Origin of the sequence: Frigoribacterium sp. MCBA15_019 (genome assembly GCF_001864945.1) — a bacterium.
GTDB lineage: Bacteria > Actinomycetota > Actinomycetes > Actinomycetales > Microbacteriaceae > Frigoribacterium.
In genome coordinates, this window is record NZ_MJGS01000001.1 from 1,012,988 (window position 1) to 1,036,342 (window position 23,355).

General features: G+C 72.9%; 11 protein-coding genes and 1 other RNA gene. 3 read left to right on the forward strand and 9 right to left on the reverse strand.

The annotated features are described in order from the left end of the window. Nucleotides 1-54 precede the first annotated feature (54 nt). From BIV04_RS04765 to BIV04_RS04775, 3 genes are all read right to left on the reverse strand, one after another. Nucleotides 55-1,536, reverse strand: a complete 1,482-nt coding sequence (locus BIV04_RS04765) for a malate:quinone oxidoreductase (RefSeq protein WP_083396128.1) — start codon at nt 1,534-1,536, stop codon at nt 55-57. 129 nt (nt 1,537-1,665) lie between these two features. Beyond that, complete coding sequence (locus tag BIV04_RS04770) at nt 1,666-2,718, reverse strand: aspartate-semialdehyde dehydrogenase (RefSeq protein WP_043594784.1); 1,053 nt, start codon at nt 2,716-2,718, stop codon at nt 1,666-1,668. A 152-nt stretch (nt 2,719-2,870) separates the two neighbouring features. Continuing rightward, nucleotides 2,871-4,136: an aspartate kinase gene (locus BIV04_RS04775; protein WP_055971466.1), complete on the reverse strand. Its 1,266-nt coding sequence runs from the start codon at nt 4,134-4,136 to the stop codon at nt 2,871-2,873. Between the two features lie 178 nt (nt 4,137-4,314). Here BIV04_RS04775 and BIV04_RS04780 point away from each other — a divergent pair, with 178 nt between their 5' ends. After that, the gene (locus BIV04_RS04780; RefSeq protein ID WP_071254477.1) at nt 4,315-5,124 is read left to right on the forward strand and encodes a DUF1206 domain-containing protein; all 810 of its coding nucleotides are present in this window, start codon (nt 4,315-4,317) and stop codon (nt 5,122-5,124) included. A 41-nt stretch (nt 5,125-5,165) separates the two neighbouring features. On the opposite strand, the gene recR is transcribed toward BIV04_RS04780, so the two are convergent. The 4 genes from recR to ffs form a co-directional block, all read right to left on the reverse strand. Further along, nucleotides 5,166-5,765: a recombination mediator RecR gene (gene recR, locus BIV04_RS04785; RefSeq protein WP_043595550.1), complete on the reverse strand. Its 600-nt coding sequence runs from the start codon at nt 5,763-5,765 to the stop codon at nt 5,166-5,168. 3 nt (nt 5,766-5,768) lie between these two features. After that, nucleotides 5,769-8,282, reverse strand: coding sequence for a DNA polymerase III subunit gamma and tau (locus BIV04_RS04790; RefSeq protein WP_071254480.1), 2,514 nt, complete (start codon nt 8,280-8,282; stop codon nt 5,769-5,771). Between the two features lie 137 nt (nt 8,283-8,419). Next, entirely contained in the window at nt 8,420-17,416 is an 8,997-nt protein-coding gene (locus BIV04_RS04795) for a hypothetical protein (protein WP_071254481.1), read from the reverse strand. Between the two features lie 403 nt (nt 17,417-17,819). Continuing rightward, an RNA gene (gene ffs, locus BIV04_RS04800) (signal recognition particle sRNA small type) lies at nt 17,820-17,916 on the reverse strand. Between the two features lie 54 nt (nt 17,917-17,970). Between ffs and BIV04_RS04805 the strand changes: the two genes are divergently transcribed. Then, nucleotides 17,971-18,651, forward strand: a complete 681-nt coding sequence (locus tag BIV04_RS04805; RefSeq protein WP_071254483.1) for an SDR family oxidoreductase — start codon at nt 17,971-17,973, stop codon at nt 18,649-18,651. A gap of 133 nt (nt 18,652-18,784) precedes the next feature. Here BIV04_RS04805 and BIV04_RS04810 read toward each other — a convergent pair whose 3' ends face one another. Together BIV04_RS04810 and pta are read right to left on the reverse strand one after the other, a co-directional pair. Further along, a complete protein-coding gene (locus BIV04_RS04810) occupies nt 18,785-19,978 on the reverse strand; it encodes an acetate/propionate family kinase (RefSeq protein WP_071254485.1) in 1,194 nt (397 codons plus the stop codon). Then, nucleotides 19,975-22,146 carry a phosphate acetyltransferase gene (pta, locus tag BIV04_RS04815; RefSeq protein WP_071254487.1) on the reverse strand — a complete coding sequence of 724 codons (2,172 nt, stop codon included), beginning with the start codon at nt 22,144-22,146 and terminating at the stop codon, nt 19,975-19,977. The genes BIV04_RS04810 and pta overlap by 4 nt, the downstream gene beginning before the upstream one ends. Before the next feature lie 84 nt (nt 22,147-22,230). Between pta and BIV04_RS04820 the strand changes: the two genes are divergently transcribed. Further along, the gene (locus BIV04_RS04820) at nt 22,231-22,743 is read left to right on the forward strand and encodes a GNAT family N-acetyltransferase (protein WP_071254489.1); all 513 of its coding nucleotides are present in this window, start codon (nt 22,231-22,233) and stop codon (nt 22,741-22,743) included. Nucleotides 22,744-23,355: the final 612 nt, after the last annotated feature.

Consider the following 23,355-nt stretch of genomic DNA (forward strand, 5'->3'; position numbering starts at 1 on the left):
ACTGGGGTCAACCCGGGGCGTGCGACACGAGGACGCGACGCCCGGCACCAGGCCTCAGGCGTGGATGTGCAGCGCCTCGGCGGTCGCCCCGATGGTCGAGGCGGCCCGCTGCTCGTCGGACGAGAGGTCGTCACCGTACGTCGGGATCATCGCGTTCAGCCGCGGCTTCCACGCCGCGATGCGATCGGGGAAGCACCGCTCGAGGACGCTGAGCATGATCGGCACGGCCGTGGAGGCTCCCGGGGACGCGCCGAGCAGGCCCGCGATGGTGCCGTCGGCCGCCGTGATCACCTCGGTGCCGAACTGCAACACCCCGCCCTTCTTGCGGTCCTTCTTGATGACCTGCACCCGCTGACCGGCGGTGATGCGGTACCAGTCCTTCGGGTCGGCGTCGGGCATGAACTCGCGGAGCGCCTCGAACTTGGTCTGCTTGCTCGCCGCGAGCTGCCCCACGAGGTACTTGACCAGCGAGAGGTTGGCGAGTCCGGCGCGGATCATCGGGTAGAGGTTGTGGGCACGGATCGACGCGAACAGGTCGAACATCGAACCGTGCTTGAGGAACTTCGGGCTGAAGCCGGCGTACGGCCCGAACATCAGGCTGGCCTGCCCGTCGACGACGCGGGTGTCGAGGTGCGGCACCGACATCGGGGGCGAGCCGACGGCGGCCTTGCCGTAGACCTTGGCCTGGTGCTTGCCGACGATCGCGGGATCGTCGCAGCGCAGGAACTCGCCGCTGACCGGAAACCCGCCGAAGCCCTTGATCTCGTCGATGCCCGACTTCTGCAGCAGGTGCAGCGCTCCCCCGCCGGCGCCGACGAACACGAAGCGTGCGTCGACGGTCGTCGGCGTGCCACCGACCTGCTTGCGGAGGGCCACCCGCCACGTGCCGTCGGCGAGCTTCGTGAGGTTCGTGACGCGGTGGTCGACCTCGAGGATCGCCCCCTCGCCCTGGAGGTACGTGAGGAGGAGGCGCGTGAGCGACCCGAAGTCGACGTCCGTCCCGGCGGCGATGCGCGTCGCCGCGATCGGCTGCCCCTTCGCCCGACCCGGGATGAGGACCGGCGCCCACGACCGGATGACGGACGCGTCGGTGCTGAACTCGAGCCCCTGGAACAGCGGGTGCTCGCGCAGTGCCTCGTGGCGCTTGCGGAGGTACTCGACGTTCTTCTCGCCCCAGACGAAGCTCATGTGCGGGGTCGAGTTGATGAAGGCGTCGGGCTGGGGCAGGGCGCCCTCGGCCACGAGGAACGACCAGAACTGCCGCGACACCTGGAACTGCTCGTTGACCTTGACGGCGCTCGAGGTGTCGATGCTGCCGTCGGACCGCTCGGGCGTGTAGTTGAGCTCGCAGAGGGCCGAGTGGCCCGTGCCCGCGTTGTTCCAGGGGTTGCTCGACTCGAGGGCGACGTCGCCCAGCGCCTCGTAGATCTGGATCGTCCAGCTCGGCTCGAGCTGCTTGATCATGGCACCGAGGGTGGCACTCATGATGCCGGCCCCGATGAGGGCTACGTCGACGGGCTTCTTCGCATCGGTCACGACGTCAGTCTAGGCCCGGCCCCCTCGACGACCCCGGGTGGTCACCGGACGACGACACCCCGGTGTCTCGATGTCGAGAGACCGGGGTGCGACGCGTCACCGGCCCCCCGGGTGACCGGCGCCGAGGGATCAGGCGACGGCGCGCTCGGCGGCGACGAGCTCGGCGATCTGCACGGCGTTGAGCGCCGCGCCCTTGCGGAGGTTGTCGTTGCTGATGAAGAGCGCGAGCCCACGGTGACCGGGGACGCCCTCGTCGTGACGGATGCGGCCGACGAAGCTCGGGTCGGCTCCCGCCGCCTCGAGCGGGGTCGGGACGTCGGTGAGGACCACCCCGGGGGCGTCGCGCAGCAGCTCTTCGGCACGCTCGACCGTGATGTCCGAGGCGAATTCGGCGTTGATCGAGAGCGAGTGCCCCGTGAAGACCGGCACGCGGACGCACGTGCCGCTGACCAGCAGATCGGGGCGCTCGAGGATCTTGCGGCTCTCGTTGCGCAGCTTCTTCTCTTCGTCGGTCTCGTTCGTGCCGTCGTCGACGATGCTTCCTGCGAGCGGGATGACGTCGAAGGCGATGGGCCGGACGTACTTCACCGGTTCGGGCAGGTCGACCGCGCGACCGTCGTGCACGAGGCCGATGGTGTCGCCCTCGATCGCGGCACGGGTCTGCTGCAGCAGCTCGTCGGCGCCGGCGAGGCCGCTGCCCGACACGGCCTGGTAGGTGCTGACGATCAGGCGCTGCAGGGTGGCCTCGGTGTCGAGCACCTTCAGCACGGGCATGGCCGCCATGGTCGTGCAGTTGGGGTTGGCGACGATGCCCTTCACCGCCTCGCGGAGGGCGTGGGGGTTCACCTCGCTGACCACCAGGGGCACCTCGGGGTCCATCCGCCAGGCGCTCGAGTTGTCGATGACGAGCGCGCCGGCCGCGGCGAACCGCGGCGCGTGGGCTCGCGAGCCCGTGGCCCCGGCCGAGAAGAGGGCGATGTCGAGACCGGCGGGATCGGCCGTCTCGATGTCCTCGACGACGATCTCGACCCCACGGAACGGCAGGGTCGTGCCCGCCGACCGGGCGGTGGCGAAGAAGCGGATCTCGGCGACCGGGAAGTCGCGCTCGTCGAGCAGGGTGCGCATGACCTTGCCGACCTGTCCGGTCGCGCCGATCACGCCGACGCGCAGTCCTTCGGCCATGGGTGCCTCCTGGGGTTTCGGTGGTGCAGGGTTCGGTGGTGCAGGGTTCGGTGGTGCAGGGTTCGGTGGTGCAGGTTCCGGTACGGCGGGAGCAGGGTCGGGAGGCGCGGTGCGGGAGCCGCGCGCGCCTCCTGGTCGAGGACCGGGTCGCGTCAGCGGCCGGTGCCGCCGTGGACGACGGCGTCGACCTCGGCGTCGAGGCCGAAGGCCGTGTGGACGACGCGGAGGGCGTCGTTCAGGGTGTCGGCCCGGGTGACCACCGAGATGCGGATCTCGCTGGTCGAGATCATCTCGATGTTGATGCCCGCCTCGAAGAGGGCCGTGAAGAGTCGTGCCGAGACGCCGGCGTTGGTGCGCATGCCCGCACCGACGAGCGCGAGCTTGCCGATCTGGTCGTCGTACTGCAGCGACTCGAAGCCGATCTCGGCCCGGTCGGACTCGAGGGCCTGGAGCACGACGGCGCCCTCGGACTTCGGCAGGGTGAACGAGATGTCGGTGCGGCTGGTCGACGCCGCCGACACGTTCTGCACGATCATGTCGATGTTGGCGCCGGTCTTGGCGACCGTGCGGAAGATCTGGGCGGCCTTGCCCGGCACGTCGGGGACGCCGACGACGGTGATCTTGCCCTCGCTGAGGTCGCCCGCGACCCCGCTGATGATGGGTTCTTCCACGTTCTCTCCCTCTTTCGGGTTGACGACGAGCGTGCCCTCGTTGTTGTTGAACGACGAGCGGACGTGCAGGGTGACCCCGTGGCGCCGGGCGTACTCGACGGCACGGATGTAGAGCACCTTCGACCCGGCGGCGGCGAGCTCGAGCATCTCTTCGCTCGTGACGCGGTCGAGCTTGCGGGCCTTGGGCACGACGCGCGGGTCGGCCGTGAAGACGCCGTCGACGTCGGTGTAGATCTCGCACACGTCGGCGTCGAGCGCCGCGGCGAGGGCGACGGCGGTCGTGTCGGAGCCGCCTCGGCCGAGGGTCGTGATGTCGCCCGTGGACCGGTTGAACCCCTGGAAGCCGGCGACGATCGCCACGTACCCGGCGTCGAGGGCGTCGCGCACGCGGCCGGGCGTGACGTCGACGATGCGGGCCTTGCCGTGCTGGGCGTCGGTGATCATGCCGGCCTGGCTGCCGGTGTACGAACGGGCCTCGACGCCCAGACTGCGGATCGCCATGGCGAGCAGGGCCATGCTGATGCGCTCGCCCGCGGTGAGCAGCATGTCGAGCTCACGGCCGCCGGGGAGCGGACTGACCTCGTTGGCCAGGTCGAGCAGCTCGTCGGTGGTGTCGCCCATGGCGCTGACGGCCACGACGACGTCGTTGCCGGCCTTGCGCGTCTCGACGATGCGCTTGGCGACGCGCTTGATGCTCTCGGCATCGGCGACGGACGACCCGCCGAATTTCTGCACGATCAAGCTCACGGTGACTCCTGAGAAGGGGACTGGGCGCGCCGGAGGACGGCTCACGCCTGCGTCCGGCGATTCTATTCGGTGTCGAGAGCGTGTGACGCACACGGCTCGGTGTCCCGCGGACGACCACGAGGGGTCGCGCGTCGGAGCACCGAGGGCGGCGTCGACGCGTCTCCCCTACGGTGGACCGATGCCCGACACCACCGACCAGGCCCGGGGCGCCGCCAGCCGCCTCCAGGACAGCCGAGCCCTCACGACCGCCGCCCGCATCGGGTTCGCCATGAACGGCCTGCTGCACGTCGTGATCGGCGTGATCGCGCTCGGCGTGGCGTTCGGCGGTGGCGGCGAGGCCGACCAGGGCGGCGCCCTCGGGCAGTTCGCGTCACATCCGGCCGGAGTGTTCCTGCTGTGGCTGATCGTCGTGGGGCTGTGGGGGCTCGGCCTGTTCCAGCTGCTCGAGGCCGCTCTCGTCCGAGGGACGGACAAGGACGCCTGGGCCGATCGCGCGAAGGAGGGCGGCAAGGGCGTGGCCTACCTCGCCGTCGGCGTCACGGCCTTCACCTTCGCGCGGGGCTCGTCGTCGGACAGCTCGGGACAGACCCAGACGCTCAGCGCCCGGCTGCTCGCCGCGCCCGGGGGCGTCGTGTTGCTCGTCGTCGTCGCGCTCGCCATCGTGGCCATCGGGGCGTACTTCGTCGTCAAGGGTGTGAAGCAGAAGTTCCGCGAAGACCTCACGCTGCCGGGCGGGGCCGCCGGGCGCGGCACGGTCGCCCTCGGCGTGACGGGCTACGTGGCCAAGGGAATCGCCCTGGGCGTGGTCGGCGTGCTGTTCGCCGTCGCGGCCGTCACCTCGGACCCGAGCGAGGCCACCGGACTCGACGGCGCACTGAAGGCACTCGCCGCCCTGCCGTTCGGCGTGGTGGTGCTGACGGCCGTCGCCCTGGGGCTCATGGCCTATGGCGCGTACTGCGTCGTGCGGGCACGGCGCGCCCGCCTCTGACCGGCAGGCGTGCGCGGAGCGGGTTCAGGAGGCGCGGGTCGTCATTCGGAAACGAGGCGACGGCCCTCGAAGGCGCGGCCGAGCGTGACCTCGTCGGCGTACTCGAGGTCGCCGCCGACGGGGAGGCCCGAGGCCAGCCGGGTGACCCGGAGCCCGAAGGGCGCGAGCATGCGGGAGAGGTACGTCGCCGTCGCCTCGCCCTCGAGGTTGGGGTCGGTCGCGATGATGACCTCTTGCACGGTGTCGTCGGCCAGGCGCTGGACGAGTTGGCGGATGCGCAGGTCGTCGGGACCGATGCCGTCGATGGGGCTGATCGCACCGCCGAGCACGTGGTAAAGCCCGCGGAACTCACGCGTGCGCTCGATGGCCTGGACGTCCTTCGCCTCTTCGACGACGCAGATGGTGGCGGGCGAACGACGCGGGTCACGGCAGATGTTGCAGGTCTCTTGTTCGCTGACGTTGCCGCAGATCTCGCAGAAACGGACCTTGGTCTTGACGTCGACGAGCAGTTCGGCGAGGCGCGACGTGTCGAACGACTCGTTCTGCACGATGTGGAACGCGATGCGTTGCGCCGACTTGGGCCCGATGCCCGGCAGACGACCGAACTCGTCGATCAGCTCTTGGACGATGCCTTCGTACACGCGCTACTCGCTTCTCTGAGGCGTGACCCGGGGGGCGATCGTCTCTTCTTCGATGAACTGGGCGCCGAGGATCTCGCGCACGACGGCCTCGCCGTAGCGCGACCCGGTGGGGATGCCCCGACGCGGGTCACCGGTGGCCGCGCGGCGCTCGGCCATCGACGGGCCGGCACCCGTGGAGGCGGTCGGAGCCGCCGGCGCCGGGGTCGAGGCCGTGGAAGACGTCGGACCCGCGGTGGAGCGGCCGGCCGGGGGCGCGTCAGCCTCGGGCGGCGGAGGCGCGGCGTCGACCGTCGGGACGCCCCCGGGCGGCTCTTCGGTGATGTGCTCGGGCTCGTCGGGCTCGGGAGGCGGGGTCTGCGGGATGGTGGCGACGTCCCACCCGGTGACGGGCGCCGGCGAGCTGGGCCGATCGACGGACGCGGACGCCGGGCCGCCGGACCGCTCGGCGGACGCAGGCTTCGTGGCCGGTGCCGGGGTGCGGGGAGGACTCACGGCCGGCGCCGCGGAGTCGTCGGGCGCTGCCGGTTCCGCCGCGGCGGCCGTCGTGCGGCCCGTCTCGGCCGGCGTCGACCCCTGAGGTGACGGAGCGGAAGCCTGCCGCCCGCCGTCGGTCGCCGGTGCGGCCGACCGGCCGGTGTCTCGTTGCGGGCTCGACACCGCGGGCGGGACGGACGCCTCGACAGGCGGCGCACCGGTGGGGGTGGGACCCGCGGGCCCGTCGCCCTCGACGCGGGCGATGTACTTGACCTTGACTCCGAGCACGTCGACGATCGCCCGTCGCAGGTACTCGCTGACGCCCTCGGCCGCCCCCTGGGGACGCTTGAAGCTCTCGACGTCGTTGGCACTGGGGAAGGCCAGCGTGAGCACGTCGTCGGCGAAGTCGACGACGGTGGCCGTGACGACGACCATCCAGGCCGTGCGCCTCGCCTTCTGGACGACCTCGACGATCTCGGGCCAGCTGTCGCGCAACTGTTGGAGCGTGACGGGGGCCGCGCCGGACCCGGCGCCCCGAGCCGGGTCGGGGGCCTGCGCCCAGGCGGCCGAGTGCGGCGCGGACGGAGGCGCGGGTTCGGTCGTCGCCGGAGCTGCGGAGCCGACGGGCTCGGCCGGGGCCGACGGGGCGGCCGTCGCCCAGGACGCGGTCGCGCTCTCGACGGCCGACGGTCCACCGGCCGCCTCGGTCGACGGAGTGGCCTCGACGGGCGCTGCGGAAGCAGTCGTCGCGGCAGGAGCAGTCGAGGCCGGAGTCGACGACGCGACGGCGGGCGCCGATCGACCCGACGCGGGCCTGACCTCGGTCGGGTGTGCCTCGGTCGACGGACCGGATGCCGACGACGAGGCGGAGCCAGGACCCTCGACGCCGACGCGTCGCTCGAGACGCTCGACCCGGGCGAGGGCACCCCGGCCCGTCTGGTCGCTCTCGGGGACGAGGACGCGCGCGATCATCAGTTCGAGGTGCAGCCGGGGCGACGTCGCACCCGTCATGTCGGTGAGGGCACGGTTGACGACGTCCGCCGAGCGGGAGAGCTCGGCGGCACCGAAGGCGTGGGATTGGTGCACGAGACGGTCGAGCTCGTCGGCGGTGACGCCCCGCAGCACGGCGGACGCGCCCTCGACGGTCGCCCCGACGACGATGAGGTCGCGCAGGCGCTCGAGCAGGTCTTCGACGAACCGCCGAGGGTCTTGCCCGGTCTGGACGACGCGGTCGACGGCCGCGAAGGCCGCGGCACCGTCGCGGGCGCCGAGCGCCTCGACGACGTCGTCGAGCAGCGAGGCATGGGTGTACCCGAGCAGGGCGACGGCGCGCTCGTACTCGATCGCGCCGTTCTCGCTGCCGGCCATCAGCTGGTCGAGGAGGGAGAGGGTGTCGCGCACCGACCCGCCGCCGGCACGGACGACGAGCGGGAGCACGCCGGGGGCCGCCTCGACCGACTCGCTCTCGCAGAGCTCGTGGACGTACTCGAGCATCTGCGCCGGGGGCACGAGGCGGAAGGGGTAGTGGTGCGTGCGCGACCGGATCGTGCCGATCACCTTGTCGGGCTCGGTGGTCGCGAAGATGAACTTGACGTGCTCGGGCGGTTCTTCGACGACCTTCAGCAGGGCGTTGAAGCCCTGCGGGGTGACCATGTGGGCCTCGTCGAGGATGAAGATCTTGAACCGGTCGCGGGCCGGGGCGAACACGGCCCGGTCGCGGATGTCGCGGGCGTCGTCGACGCCGTTGTGGCTGGCCGCGTCGATCTCGATGACGTCGAGCGAGCCTCCGCCGTCGCGGGAGAGCTCGACGCACGACGCGCAGACGCCGCACGGGGTGTCGGTCGGGCCCTGGGCGCAGTTCAGGCAGCGGGCCAGGATGCGGGCCGACGTCGTCTTGCCGCAGCCGCGGGGCCCGCTGAACAGGTAGGCGTGGTTGACGCGGTTGGTGCGGAGCGCCGTGCGGAGCGGATCGGTCACCTGCGTCTGCCCGATGAGCTCGGCGAAGTTCTCTGGCCGGTAACGGCGATACAGGGCGGTGACCACAGAGCAAGAGTAGTCGGGGCGACCGACAACGGTCGACGGCGTGGGCCCTGCTCCGCCCGGTCCGGTGCGGTGCCCGCCCGGACGCACCGGAGGGCCCGTCGAGACGACGGACCCTCCGGTGTGACGCGCCGTTCCGGCTACTCCGCCACGTTCCTCCCCCGTCGACGCAGACGCACCAGCGCCAGCCCGAGCAGGAGGGCGAAGGCCCCGAGCGAGAACCCGCCGAGGACGTCGGAGCCCGTGTACGCGAGCCCCGTGACGCCCGTGGTCGCGACCCCGCCGATTCCGTTGCCGGAGCCGCCGCCCGCACCGGGCAGGCCCGGGAAGCCCGGGGTCCCGGGCGTGCCCGGCGTGCCCGGCGTGCCCGGCGTACCCGGCGTACTGGCCGCCGCCGTCACCGTGAAGCCGGTCGTGACCGGGGCCGAGGTGGCTCCCGCCACGGTCTGCGTCGCGTCGACCACGTGCGGCCCGACGGCCACGTCCTCCCAGACGACCGTCCAGTCACCCGCGGCGTCCGCCGTGACGACCAGGACGCGATCCGCGGCGAGGACCGCGGCCGCGGCGACGTCGTCGACCGTGACGCCCTCGACGTCCCCCGCGTCGAGCCGGACCGTGACGGTCGCGCCGGGTTCGGCCGTACCCGTGGTCGTCACGGTCGCGGTGCCGTCCTGACCGGCCGGGAACACCGAGCCCGGCAGCGGGCTCGTGATGACGATCGGATCGATCGCGGCGATGACGAGGTCCTGGGTGGCCGTCGTCGTGCCCGCGTCCGCGGTCTGCGTGGCGGTGAGCACGTAGGCGGCGACCGGGACTCCCACGAACGTCACCGTCCAGGTGCCGTCGTCGGCGACGACCGTGACCTGCGTCGTCCCCTCTCCGAGGTCGACCGTGACGAGCGCACCGGGTGTGCCGGTGCCCGTCACCGTGACGTCCTCGACGCCGTCGCCGTCGGCGTCGGCGATCAACGCGTCCGGAGCGGGCGAGGTGATGACGACGGCGTCGGTGTTCGCGGCCGCGGTGACCGTGAACACGACGGTCTCGGGTGCCGACACCGCGCCTCCCACGGTCTGGGTCACGGACAGGGTGTGCTGCCCCGGCTCGACGCCCACCAGCGTGGTCGACCAGGCGCCGTCGGCGTCCACGTCGACCGTGACCGGCAGGCCGCCGTCCAGGCTGACGGCCACGGAGGCGTTCGGCTGGGCCGAACCGCCGACCAGGACGTCGGCCGTGCCCTCCGTGCCCGAGGGCAGGATCGACCCCTGCTCGGGCGAGGTCACCACGAGCGGGGCGACCTCGGCGGCGGGGGCGATTACGACGTCCACCGACGCACTGCCGGTGACCACGCCTGCGACCGTCTGCTCGACGACCACAGTGCGCGTGCCGACCGGGACCGCCGGCAGGGTCACCGACCAGGTGCCGCCGTCCGTGACGATCGCCGTCTGCGTGGTGCCGCCGACGGAGACCGTGACGGTGGCTCCGGGCTCGCCCGTGCCGGTGACCGGCAGGTCGACGAAGCCGTCACCGTCGGCGTCGGTCACGAGCTGCCCGTCGGCGGGCGAGGTGATGGTCGGGGCGACGGCGGGGTCGGCCGGGGCGGGCACGATCACGACCTGCACCTCGACCGGGACGCTGGTCGCGTCGCCGACGGTCTGCACGACCGAGACGGTGTGCGTCCCGGTGGCGAGCACGACCGGCACCTGCCACGAGCCCGCGTCGTCGACCGTCGTGGTGACGGGGTCTCCCCCGTCGACCGTGACGGCGACGGGCGCGCCCGGCTGTCCCTGGCCGCGGACGACGACCGGCGCGGTGCCGGAGTCGCCCGCCTGGTACTGCTGCCCGTCGGTCGGCGCCGTGACGGTCAGCGTGGCGGCGGCCTCGACGACGACCGTGGTCGTCACCGGAGCCGACTCGGCCCCGGCGACCGTCTGCGTCGCGGACACCACGTGCTCGCCCACGCCGACCCCCGCGAAGGTGGTCGTCCAGGTGCCGTCGTCGTCGACGTCGACCGTGACGGCCGTGCCGTCGTCGAGCGTCACCGCGACGGTCGCGCCGACCTGCGCCGAACCGGTCACCGGCAGGTCCACCGTCGAGTCGGCGGACAGGACGAGGAGGCGCGTGCCCGTCGCCGGGTCGGTGATCTCGATCGGGTCTGCCGCGACCACCGCGAACGGCTGGGTCACGGGGACCGTCGTGACGGTGCCGTACTGCTGCACCACCGAGATCGGTCCGGCGCCCACCGGCACGGCGTCGAAGGTCGCGGTCCACGCCCCCGTCGTCGGGTCGGCCGGGACGGCCTGGGTCAGGCCGTCACCGAGCGAGACCGTGACGGTCGCGCCGGGCTGAGCGTTGCCCGACACCGTGACCGGCGTGGTCTGACCGTCGAGGACGACGACGGTGGCACCCGGGGCGGGCTCGGTGATCGTGACCGGCGTGCCGACCACGACGTCGAGCTGCTGGGTGGCGGGAGTCGTCGAACCGGCCGGGACCGTCTGCGTGACGACGACCGGGTACGAGCCGACGGGCACGTCGCCCACCGTGACGGTCCAGGTGCCCTCAGGGGTCACCGTGGTCGTCTCGGAGAGGTCGTCGCCCACCGCGACCACGACCGTCGCGCCGGGCTGACCCGTGCCGGTGACCGTGACGTCCGTGGTGTCGTCGGCGTCTTCGACGACGATCGACGACCCGGCGGGCGGCGAGGTGATCGTCACGGGAGCGGCCACGACGACCGACACGTCCCGCGTGATCGGCGTCGACACGGCGCCGTCGACGGTCTGGGTGACCGAGGCGGTTCGATCGCCGACCGGGACGCCGTCGACCGTGACGCTCCAGGCGCCGGTCGTCGGGTCGGCCACGACCGTCCCGACCAGGCCGTCACCGAGGTCGACCGTGACGGTCGCTCCGGGCTGGGCCGTGCCGGACGCGACCACCGGGGCGGTGTCGCCCGCGGCGAGCACGACGACCGTCGTGCCGTCGGTGGGCCGGTCGACGACGAGACCCGCCGCCGCCGCGACCGTGAACGGTTGCGTCGCCGCGGCCGAGGTCACGCCCCGGATCGTCTGCGTGGCCGTCAGGGTGTAGTCGCCGACGGGGACTCCGTCGACGGTCGCCTGCCAGTCGCCTTCGGGCCCGACGGTGGCGCCGGCCGTGAGGCCCGTGCCGAGCGAGACGGCGATGGTGGCGCCGGGCTCACCGGTGCCCGAGACGACGACCGACGTGGTGCCGGCCGGGTCGAGCAGGGAGACCGTCGCACCCGGGGTGGGGGTGACGATCACGGGCGCGGCGGGGGCCACGACGATCGACACGTCCCGTGTGACCGGGGTCGAGGTCGAGCCGTCGACGGTCTGGGTGACCGCGATGGTGCGGTCGCCGACCGGGACGCCCGGCACGGTGACGCTCCAGGCGCCGGTCGTGCCGTCGGCCGTGGCCGTGGCGGTCAGGCCGTCGCCGAGGTCGACGCCGATCGCGGCGCCCGGCTCGGCCGTGCCCGACACGACCAGGTCGGTGGTCGCGTCCGGAGTGGCCACCGCCACGACGGTCCCGACGGCAGGAGCCTCGATGACGACCGCGGCGGCGGGGACCACCGAGAGGGGCTGGGTGACGGCGGGCGACACCGAGGTGCCGAGCGCCTGGGTGGCGGTGAGCGTGCGCTCGCCGACCGTGACGCCTGCCACGACGACGCTCCAGGCGCCGGTGGTCGGGTCGGCGATCGTCGAGGCCACGAGGTCGTCGCCGAGGTCGACGCGGACGGTCGCCCCCGGCTCGGCCGTGCCGCTGACCGTGACGGCGGTCGAGGCGTTCGCGTCGGCCACCGTCACGACGGCACCGGGCGTGGGCTGCAGCACGGTCAGCTCGTCGCCGACCACGATCTCGAAGGCCGCCAGGACCGGGGTCGAGGTCGTGCCGGCCACGGCCTGCGACGCTGTCACCTGGTAGGTGGCGACGGGCAGGTCGGTGAAGACGACGGACCAGTCACCCGAGGCGGGGTCCGCGGTCGTGGTGACGGCCGCTCCCCCGTTCAGCCGGACCGAGACCTCGGCACCCGGTGACGCCGTGCCCGAGACGGGGACGTCGATGGTGCCTGCCGGGTCGAGCACGGTGAAGACGGAGTCGTCCGGGTCGACGATGACGACCGGGGCGGCCGCGCGGACCTCGAACGAGCTCTCCTGCGCCGGCGAGGTGGTCCCGCCGATGCTCTGCGTCGCCGACAGGTCGACCGTACCGACGGGCACGCCGGCCACGGCGACCGACCAGGCGCCCGTGGTGGGGTCCGCCACGACGGTCGCGACGAGGTCGGCACCGGTCGCGGGGTCCAGGACCACGTCGACGGTGGCGCCCGCGGCCGCGGTGCCCGAGACCGTCACCGTCGAGACGACGTCCGGTCCGGCCACGTCGACGACGGAACCGTCGGCGGGAGCGTCGACGACGAGGGGGTCACCGGCGAGGATCTGCACCACCCGCGTCTCGGGGGCCGAGACCGAGGTGCCGACCGTCTGGGTCGCGACGATCGTCCGCGTGCCGACGGGGACGTCGTCGAACGAGATCGACCAGGCGCCGGTCGTGGTGCCGGCCGTGACCGTGTCGAAGACGCCGTCGCCGAGGTCGACGCGGACGACCACGCCCGGCTCGGCCTGGCCCGACACGACGAGGGTCGTGGTCGAGGACGGGTCGGCGAGGACGATCGGGACGCCGTCGGCCGGGGCCACGATGGTGAGCGGGGCGGCCGGGTCGATCGTCACGACGCGCGTGTCGGCCTGCTGGACGGTGTCCCGCACCGTCTGAGAGGCCCCGAGGACCCGCTCGCCGACTCCGATGCCGACGAGGGTGATCCCCCAGGCGCCCGTCGTGGGGTCGGCGAGGGTGCTGCCGACCTCGATGCCGTCGAGGGTCACGGTGATCCGCGCGCCCGGCTGGGCGGTCCCGGCGACCGGGACGTCCTGCGTGGCCGCGGGCGAGGCGACGACGTAGCTGATGTCGCCGGCGGGAGTCGTGATGACCACGTCCGCCCCGGAGACGACCTCGAAAGCCCGGGTCACGGGCTCCGTGGTCGTCGTGCCGCCGACCGTCTGGGTCGCGGAGGCGATCTGGTCACCGACGGGGACGCCGGGGACCGTGACGGTCCAGAGCCCGTCGGGCCCGGCGGTCGTCGGGGTGCTCACGCCGGCCAGCGTGACCTCGACGGAGGCACCGGGGTAGGCCGTGCCGGTCACGGTGACGGCGGTGGTGCTGCCGGCGCCGGCGACCGTGATGACGTCGCCGTCACCGGGTGCGGTGATGGTGAGGTCGGCCTCGGCCGAGATCACGGAGAAGTCCGTCGGCTCGGCCTCGAGGAGGTCGGGGCCCTGCTGCTGGCTCGCGCCCACCACGTGGTCGCCGACGGCGACCCCGGTCAGGACGAGGGACCAGGCGCCCTGCGTGTCGGTGGCGACCGGGGCCTGGTCGACGCCGTCCACCGTGACGGTGACGGGCAGACCGGCCACGCCGGTGCCCGCGATGGTGATCGGAGCGGTCCCCTGGTCGTCGGCGACGACCACCTGGCTGCCGGGGACGGGCGTCGTGATGACGACGTCGCCGCCGACGCTGACCTGGATGTCCCGCGTGAGGGCGTCCGAGGTCGAGCCGTTGATGCTCTGGGTCACCGAGACCGTGTGCGGACCGACCGGGACTCCGGCGACGGTCACGGACCACTGGCCCGAGGCCGGGACGACCACCTGGCCGACGAGCCCGTCACCGAGGTCGACCACGACGGTCGCCCCGACCTGGCCCGTGCCCGAGACGACGACGGGCGTCGTGTCCTGCGGTCCCGGGACGAAGTACTCGGCGTCGTCGAGCGGTGCCGTGACGGCCAGGGGCGTGCCCTGCGCGATCGTCAGCGGCTGGGTCACCGGCGCGGAGGTGGTTCCGCCGAGGGTCTGCGTCGCACCGAGCGTGCGGACGCCGGCGGGGACGTCGGGGATGACGGCGGTCCAGGCGCCCGTGGCGGGGTCGACCGTTGCCGGCACCTCGAAGCCGGCGCCGAGACCGACCGTGACGGTCGCCCCCGGGTCGGCCGTGCCGGTGACGGTCACGTCGGCCGTGGTGCCGCCGACGATCGGGATCGTGGCCCCGGGAGCCGGGGTCGAAATGGCGACCGGGGTCCCGGCGACGATCGTCACGACGCGCGTCTGCGCAGGCGACACGGTGCCGCCGACGGTCTGCGTCGCCGAGATCGTGCGCTGGCCGACGGGCACGCCGGCGACGTCCACCGACCAGGCGCCGGTCGTGGCGTCCGCCGTGACCCGGCCGGTCAGGCCGTCACCGAGGTCGACGCGGACGTCGGCGCCGGCCTGGGCGGTGCCCGAGACGGTCAGGATGGTCGAGGAGGCGCTGTCGGCCACGCGCACCGTGGTGCCCTCGGCCGGGGCGTCGATGACGAGCGGCGCACCGGCGGCGACCGTCAGCGGCTGCGTGACCGGCACCGAGACGACGCCGGCGACCGTCTGCGTGACACTGATCGTCCGGGGCCCGACGGGCACGGACGAGACGGTCGCCGACCAGGCGCCCGTGCCGTCGGCCGTCGTCGTGGCCACGTAGCCGTCGCCCAGGTCGACCCGGACGGGGGCGTTCGGCTCGGCGGCTCCCGTCACCGTGACCGGGGTGGTCGAGGTGGCGTCGGCGACCGTGAGGGTCGCACCGGGCGCAGGCGTCGAGATCGTCACGCCGGTCGCGGCCACGAGGGTGAAGTCGGTGGTCTGCGGGGCGGACACCGCGCCTCCTACCGTCTGCGTCGCGGTCGCCGTGTAGGCGGCGACCGGCAGGGCCGGGAAGGTCACGGACCAGGTGCCGTTGGCGGCCACCGTCGCGGTGAGGTCGCGGCCGCCGCCGAGCGAGACGGCGACGGGGGCATCGGCCTGACCGGTGCCCGAGACGGTGACGTCACGGGTCGAGTCGGCGCCGGGCAGACGGTACTGCGTGCCGGAGGTCGGGCTCGTGATCGTGAGGCCCGCGCCGGCGACGACGCTGAAGGCCCGCGTCACGGCGGCGGAGACGTCGCCACCGACGGCCTGCGTCACGGACGCGGTGTAACCACCGACGGGCACGTCCGGGACGGTCGTCGTCCAGGTGCCGTCCGAGGCGACGAGCGCGGTGGCCGTGCGGCCGCCGCCCAGGTCGACGGCGACGGTGGCCGTGGGGGTGGCGGTGCCCGAGACGATCACGGGGGTCGTGGAGTCGGCGTCGAGGACGGTGAAGACGCGTCCGGCGGTGGGCGCGGTGACGACGAGGGGCTGCTGGGCGACGACGGTGAAGTCGCGTGTGACCGGGCCGGTGGTCGCGGTGCCGAGGGCCTGGGTCACGGAGGCGCTGTACGCACCCGCGGGCACGTTCGCGACGGTGACGCTCCAGCTGCCGTCCGCGGCCACGGTGCCGGTGCCCGTGAGACCGGCGCCGAGGTCGACGCTGACGGTGGCGCCGGGCTCGCCTGCACCGGTCAGCGTGACACTGCGGGTGGCTCCGGGAGCGTCGGGCACGACGAACACCTGACCGGCGGTGGGCGTGGCGATGCTCAGAGGGGCGAGGGCCGCGGCCCGGACGGTGGAGGTGGCGAGGTCGACCCGGGACGCGTTCACGAGCGGCAGGACCGAGAGGCTGACCGCGTGGACCGAGCTCGAGCCCGCGTCGGTGCCCCGGCCGTCGCGGAAGCCGACGCCGTCCTGTGCGTTGATCGTGACGCGGACGAGCTGGTTCAGCAGCGTGGTGAGCGGGGCGAGGGTCGTGACGACGGCGGCGGTCGTGGTGCGCAGGGTCGTCGTCGTCGCGGCGAGGGCCGTGCCGTTCACGAGAGGCGAGTAGAGGCCGCCCACGGAGCCGAGCAGGGTGCCGACGACGGGGAGGAGCGCGTTGCGGAGGACGGTGGCGCCGAGCGCTCCGACGAGACCCGACCCGGTGACGGTCGTGGCGGTCGCCGGGGTGGTGCCGTCGAGCAGCTGGCCGATCGTCGTCACCGTGCGGGTCGTGAGCGTCTCGTTCACCGTGGCGAGACCGAGGTCGATGCCGAGACCGACACGGAGGTCGACGGTCGCCGCGGTGGCCCGGACGGCGGCGTTCGCGGCAGCCACCAGGTTCGTCGGCAGCTGGTTCTGCAGGATGTCGGTGACGCCGTTCGTGATGGCCGTGATGGTCGCGGGACTCAGGAGGTCGCTGTTCGCGGGTAGGCCGTTGAGGGCGCCGAAGTCGATGACGATCTGACCCGTGCTCGGCGTGATGGTCACCGGGCCCGAGGTCAGGGGCCTCGCGAGTTCGGTCGAGATCGTCGAGTCGAGGTCGACGGTCGCCGTCACCCCGACGACCGGCTGACCGAGGGTCACCGCTCCCCCGAGGGGCAGCCCGTTCACGGCGGTGGTGAGCGGTGCGGTGATCGAGGTGGCGAGCCCGGTCACGGCACCGCTGCCGGCGACCGCGTTGACCGTCGATCCGAGCCCGGTCACCGTGCCGCGGAGCGACGTGGTGACTCCCTGGACGGCCGGGCTCGTCATCGTGTACCGCGCACCGGCGACCTGGTAGGCCGTCGTCGGCGTCCCCGCGGTGGCTCCGCGCTGCTGGCTGATCTGGGACGAGAGGGAGCCGAGGCCGAGGCGGACGTCGGAGAGGACACCGTTGGTCGCGGGCACCGAGGTCAGCAGGGGCTGCAGGTTCAGCGTGGCGCCGGCACCGGGGGTCCCGCTGCCCGCGGCGATCGAACCGTCGGCGCCGATCAGGCCGGCCGAGGCGGTGGCGCCCGTCGCGGTGGCGCTCGCGTACTGGCCGTCGACGCCGAGCTGCAGCAGTCCGTTCGCGCCCAGCAGGCGGAAGCCGTTGCCGAGGCCGACCGAGAGGGCGTTCACCACGGTGAGGTTCAGGGGGTTGCGGGACGTCGGCGGGTTCTGCGTCGTGCCGAAGGCCGAGTAGGCCCCGCCGAGGGCGGCGACCTGGTCGAGCGAGACGATGCCCGAGCCCCCGACCAGCGAGGCCTCGGCCTCGCTGCGGTCGGTCGTGGCCGCCTGGGCGGGGACGACGACGACGAGCGCGCCGACCACCGCCGCGACGACGGCCGCGGCCGTCGCCTTCAGTGCGCGGGACGCGTGGGAGCGCCGGGGACGCTCGATCGCCTGGCTTCGCATGGGTGTGCCTCTTCCTGACGGGACGAGCCCGCCGCCTGATCCGAAGAACTCCCGCTGGTGAGGCGAGAGGTGCTGCTGTTCTGTTGTGTGCCGCGGTGCCGTCGCCCGGGGACGACGACGAGGCGAACGGGACTACCGCGCGGTGCGCGGGCTCGTTCGCCTGGTGCGGGTGCTGCTGACGTGCCGTGGTGAGGGGCTCATCTGTCCTGATCCTGATCGTGTGGTGCGGGTGCGACGGCGCCGTCGCGCGTGGTCGCACCGTGGTGAGGGGTGCGGCCGGAGCGGTGGTTGGTCGCTCCCGACGAGCTGGTTCGGTCTCGTCGTGCTGCCGAGCATAGACGGCGATCGCCCGGATCGCGCACCCCCACGAAGGGGGGACACGGGGCCTTCGGCCCCGAAAAAGAGGAATGACCCCTCACGCACCCGCCAGAGCCCGGTTACCCTTGCTGCATTTCTGCCCTGGGGGAGTTGGCCTGGATGACGCCACGTGAGGAGCCTCGACGAGTTTAGCGGCAACTGAGTGGTCGCCGCGACCCGGGGTGTTGCCTGGGGGCATGAGAATCGTCATCGCCGGAGGACACGGCAAGATCGCCCAGCTCCTCGAACGCCGACTCGCCGACGCCGGGCACGACCCCGTCGGCATCGTCCGCAACCCCGACCACACCGCAGACCTCGAGACCGCGGGGGCCCGTGCCCTCGTCCTCGACCTCGAGAAGACCGACGTCGACACGCTCGCCGGCCACCTCGACGGAGCCGACGCCGTCGTCTTCGCCGCGGGTGGTGGCGGCAGCAGCGGCGCCGAGCGGAAGCTCACCATCGACCGCGACGGGGCCGTCCTGCTGGCCGACGCCGCCGAGAAGGCGGGCGTCACGCGCTACGTGATGGTCTCGGCCATCGGCACGGACGACTTCGACCCGGCCCGCGCCGAGCTCCCCGCCGCGAACGACGACGACGTGTACCAGGTGTACATGCGCGCGAAGAGCGAGGCCGACGCCGACCTGCGCCGTCGTGAAGGCCTGGACTGGACGATCGTCCGTCCCGGCGGCCTGACCGACGACGCCGGCACCGGCCAGGTCACGGTCGGCACGACGGTCGAGCGTGGCAGCATCCCCCGCGCCGACGTGGCCGAGATCATCGCCACCGCGCTGATCGAGGGCACCGCGGTCAAGACGCAGTTCGAGGCCGTCTCGGGTGACGTCCCCGTCTCGGACGCGCTGGCGACCATCAAGTATTGACCCGCGCCTCCTGGTCGTCGTCCGACGGCCCGGAGGCTGCAGACCGAGACACGAGAGCCCCGGAGGCGCGACCTGCGCGCCGGGGCTCTCTCGCGTCGTCGGGGCGGCCGGGTCGTCCACCCGGCCCGACGTCTCAGCTGACGGCGGCGGCCTGCCGGGCGATCTCGAGTTCTTCGTTCGTCGGGACGACGAGGACCGAGACCTTCGAGCCCTCGGGCGAGATGTAGCGCGCGTCGCGGGAGGCGAGTTCGTTGCGGTCGTCGTCGACGTGGATGCCGAAGAACTCGAGTCCCATCAACGTGCGCCGACGCAGCAGGGCGTTGTTCTCGCCCACACCTGCCGTGAAGACCACGGCGTCGAGGCCGCCGAGCTGGGCGACGTAGGCGCCGATGTAGTGCCGCAGGCGGTGCCGGTAGACGGCGAGCGCCGCCTCGGAGACGGCGTCGCCCCTCGACGCACTGTCTTGCACGTCGCGCATGTCACCGCTGCCGGTCAGGCCGAGCAGCCCGCTCCCCTTGTTGAGCAGCGTCTCGAGCTCGGCGAAGTCGAGACCGGCCTCTCGGTGCAGGTGGAAGACGGCGGCGGGGTCGATGTCGCCCGAGCGCGTGCCCATGACGAGCCCTTCGAGGGGCGTCATGCCCATGCTCGTGTCGATCGACCGTCCGCCGTCGATCGCGGCGGCCGAGGCACCGTTGCCGAGGTGCAGCACGATGGTCTTCAGCTCGGCGAGGGGGCGATCGAGGAACTCGGCGGTCTTCTCGCTGACGTACTTGTGCGACGTGCCGTGGAACCCGAAACGGCGGACGTGGTGCTTCTTCGCCAGTTCGGCGTCGATCGCGTACGTGTAGGCCGCGGGGGCGAGCGTCTGGTGGAACGCCGTGTCGAAGACCGCGACGTGGGGCACGTCGGGGAAGGCCTCCTTCGCCGCCCGGATGCCCTGCAGGTTGGCCGGGTTGTGCAGCGGGGCGAGGGCCGACAGACGCTCGATCGCCTTCTCGACGTCGGTCGTCACGACCGTGGCGCGGTCGAACTCTTCTCCGCCGTGGACGACGCGGTGGCCGACCGCGACGGGCGGGTACTCGGCGAACGACGGACCGTGCGCGTCGAAGGCGGTCAGCATCGCGGCGAAGCCGGCGGCGTGGTCGGCGATCGGTTGCGTGTCGTTGCGGGTCTCGTCGCCGGTGACCTCGTTGCGGTGCCGGGTCGATCCGACCGCCTCGCCGATGCGTTCGACGAGGCCGCTGGCGAGCGTGCGCTCCCCCTCGAGCTCGATCAGCTGGTACTTGAACGACGACGAGCCGGAGTTGACGACGAGGACGGTGCTCACGAGGAGGCTCCTTCGGTGCTGGTGCTGGTGGCGGTGCTGGTGCTGGTGCTGGTGGCCTCGGCTGCGGCGGCCTGCGTGCCGGCCTGGATGGCGGTGATGGCGACGGTGTTGACGATGTCGCCGACGAGCGCCCCGCGCGACAGATCGTTGATCGGTTTGCGGAGGCCCTGCAGGATCGGGCCGATCGCGACGGCGCCCGCACTGCGCTGCACGGCCTTGTAGGTGTTGTTGCCCGTGTTGAGGTCGGGGAAGATGAACACCGTCGCCCGACCGGCGACCTCGGACTCGGGCATCTTGGCGGCGGCCACGGTCGGGTCGGCCGCGGCGTCGTACTGGATCGGCCCCTCGACGAGCAGGTCGGGTCGGCGTTCGCGGACGAGGGCCGTGGCGGCGCGGACCTTCTCGACGTCGGCACCGGAGCCGCTGTCGCCCGTGCTGTAGCTCAGCATCGCGACGCGCGGCTCGATGCCGAACTGCTGCGCGGTCTGCGCCGACGAGATGGCGATGTCGGCCAGCTGCTCGGCCGTCGGGTCGGGGATGACCGCGCAGTCGCCGTAGACCAGCACCCGGTCGGCGAGCGCCATGAGGAACACGCTCGACACGACGCCGACGTCGGGCAGCGTCTTGATGACCTCGAACGCCGGCCGGATGGTGTGCGCCGTGGTGTGCTTGGCGCCCGACACCATGCCGTCGGCGAGGCCGAGCTTCACCATCATGGTGCCGAAGTACGAGACGTCGGTGACCGTGTCCATCGCCTGCGAGACCGCGATGCCCTTGTGCGCCCGCAGCTTGGCGTACTCGGTCGCGAAGAGCACCTGCAGGCTGGGGTCGAACGGGTCGAGCACGCGGGCGGTGGCGAGGTCGAGACCGAGCTCGGCCCCTCGGGCGCGGATGGCCGTCTCGTCGCCGAGCAGCGTGATGGCGGCGACGCCGCGTTGCAGCAAGGTCGACGCGGCCCGGAGCACCCGGTCGTCGTCGCCCTCGGGCATGACGATGTGCTTCTGCGCCCCTCGGGCCCGCTCGAGCAGCTGGTACTCGAACATCAGCGGGGTGACGACGCCGGACGGGCTGACCTGCAGCAGGCGCAGCAGTTCGGCCCCGTCGACGTGCGTCTCGAAGAGGGCGAGGGCGAGGTCGTACTTGCGGGGCGAGTCGGCGGCGAGTCGGCCCCGGGTCTGGGTGATGGCGAGGGCGGTGTCGTAGGTGCCGGTGCTCGTGGTGGCGATCGGCAGGGGGCTGTCGAGCCCCTCGAGCAGGCGCTCGACCTGGGGGGCGAGGGCGAACCCGCCGTTGAGCACGATGCCGGCGAGCGACGGGAACGTCTCGGAGGCGTGCGCGAGCACGGTGGCGACGAGCACGTCCGAGCGGTCGCCCGGCACGACGACGACGGCACCCTCGGTCAGGCGCGGCAGCACGTTCTCCATGGACATCGCGGCCACGACGACCCCGAGCGCCTCGCGGTCGAGCAGGGCGTCGTCGCCGCGCAGCAGGGTCGCGCCGGTGGCCTGCAGCACGGCGCGCATCGTCGGGGCGACGAGCACCCGGTCTTCGGGCAGCGTCCAGATCGGCACGCGACCGGTCGGCGACGCCTCGAGGGCGTGCCCGATGCCGTCCACGACCTCGTCGAGGTGGTCGGGGTCGACCCGGTTCGCGACGACGGCCAGCAGGCTCGCGTGCTCGGAGCGCAGTTCGGCGGTGGTCAGCTCGGCGACCTGGCGCATGTCGGCACCCGACCGCCGGGTCTGGCCGTCGGCGCTGCGGCCGCCGAGCACGAGCAGCACGGGCGCGCCGAGGTTGGCGGCGATGCGGGCGTTGTACGAGAGCTCGGTGGGGCTGCCGACGTCGGTGTAGTCGGAGCCGATCACGACGACCGCGTCGCACTGCCGCTCGACGGCGGCGAAGCGGCTGACGATCGTGGCGAGCGCCGCGTCGGGGTCGGCGTGGACGGCGTCGTAGCTGACGCCGACGCACTCGTCGTAGGCGAGGTCGACGCTGTCGTGCGAGAGCAGCAGCTCGAGCACGTAGTCGCGCTCGTCGGTCGACCGGGCGACGGGTCGGAACACCCCCACGCGGCCCACCTCGTGACTGAGCGTGTCGAGCACGCCCAGCGCGATCGTGGACTTGCCGGTGTGGCCTTCGGCAGAGGTGATGTAGATGCGTGTCGACACGCCTGCCAGCCTAGGGCGACCGCCTTCGAGCCGCCGGGGAAGCGCGCTGGCGGAGGCCGCGGCCCCTCTCCTAGGCTCGTGGGCATGCCGATCCGCACCGCGACCGAAGCCGACCTGCCCGGCGTCCTCGAGATCCACGCCGACGCCGTCGCGCACTCGAAGGCCATCTGGACCGACGTCACCCCGACCCTCGAGGGTCGACGCGAGTGGCTGACCAGCCATCAGGAGGCGCGGCGCAGCGCGATCGTCGCGGTGGACGGCGACGAGGTGGTCGGCTACGGCAGCTTCGGGCCGTTCCACGCGAAGGACGGCTACCGGCACACCTGCGAGAACTCGGTCTACGTCCGGCCGGGGCAGCAGGGCAAGGGTCTCGGACGAGCGCTGATGACCGAGCTGATCGAGCGCGCGACGCGGGACGACCTGCACGTCATGGTGGCGCTGATCGAGGCGGGCAACGAGGCGTCGGTGCGGCTGCATGCGTCGCTCGGCTTCGAGGACGCCGGCGTGCTGCGCGAGGTCGGCACGAAGTTCGGCGAGTGGCTCGACCTCCGGTACATGACCCGCCGCCTTGCGTCGGGGCCGTCCGACCGCGTGTGACAGGAACGATCCTGCCGTGCGCTGCTGGCGGCGCCGCGGGGCAAGAAGGAGGCGCTGGTCCGGTGATCAGGGCGTCGTCACGGCCGACGAAGCTCTCGAGCGAGACGGCGAACCGATCGTGGGCCTCCCGCCGAGCTGTACCCGAAGTGGACGGAGAGCGCCCCGTCGGCCTGAGTCCACTCGCCCAGTTCTCCCAGCGGCTGTGAGAGCTGCCGCGCACCCGGCGTCACGATCCGTCGACCCCATGGTCTCTGGACGCAGACCGCCGTCATGACCCCGGAACGCTCCGAGCCCTCGGGAGCCAGCAACCAGAACGTCCAGGCGCTGCCGACCATTCGCGGAAGGTAGCGGTCGTCGACGGCCCGAACGAGGACGTCGCCGAGCAACGCGTCGGCGGGGAGGTGCCATTCGAGCGTGTGGTCTTCGACGTCCTCGCTCAGTGACACCGCTTGACGACTGAGCCGGATGATCTGCACGCCCACAGCGTCCCACTCCCGGCCGCCGATCGCGCCGATCCCCGACGCCGTGCATCCGGCGTCGCGGTCGCGTGTCGATCGTCGCGCATCGGCCCGACACGATGACGTCTGGTGCCGACGAGACGGAGGAGGCGCT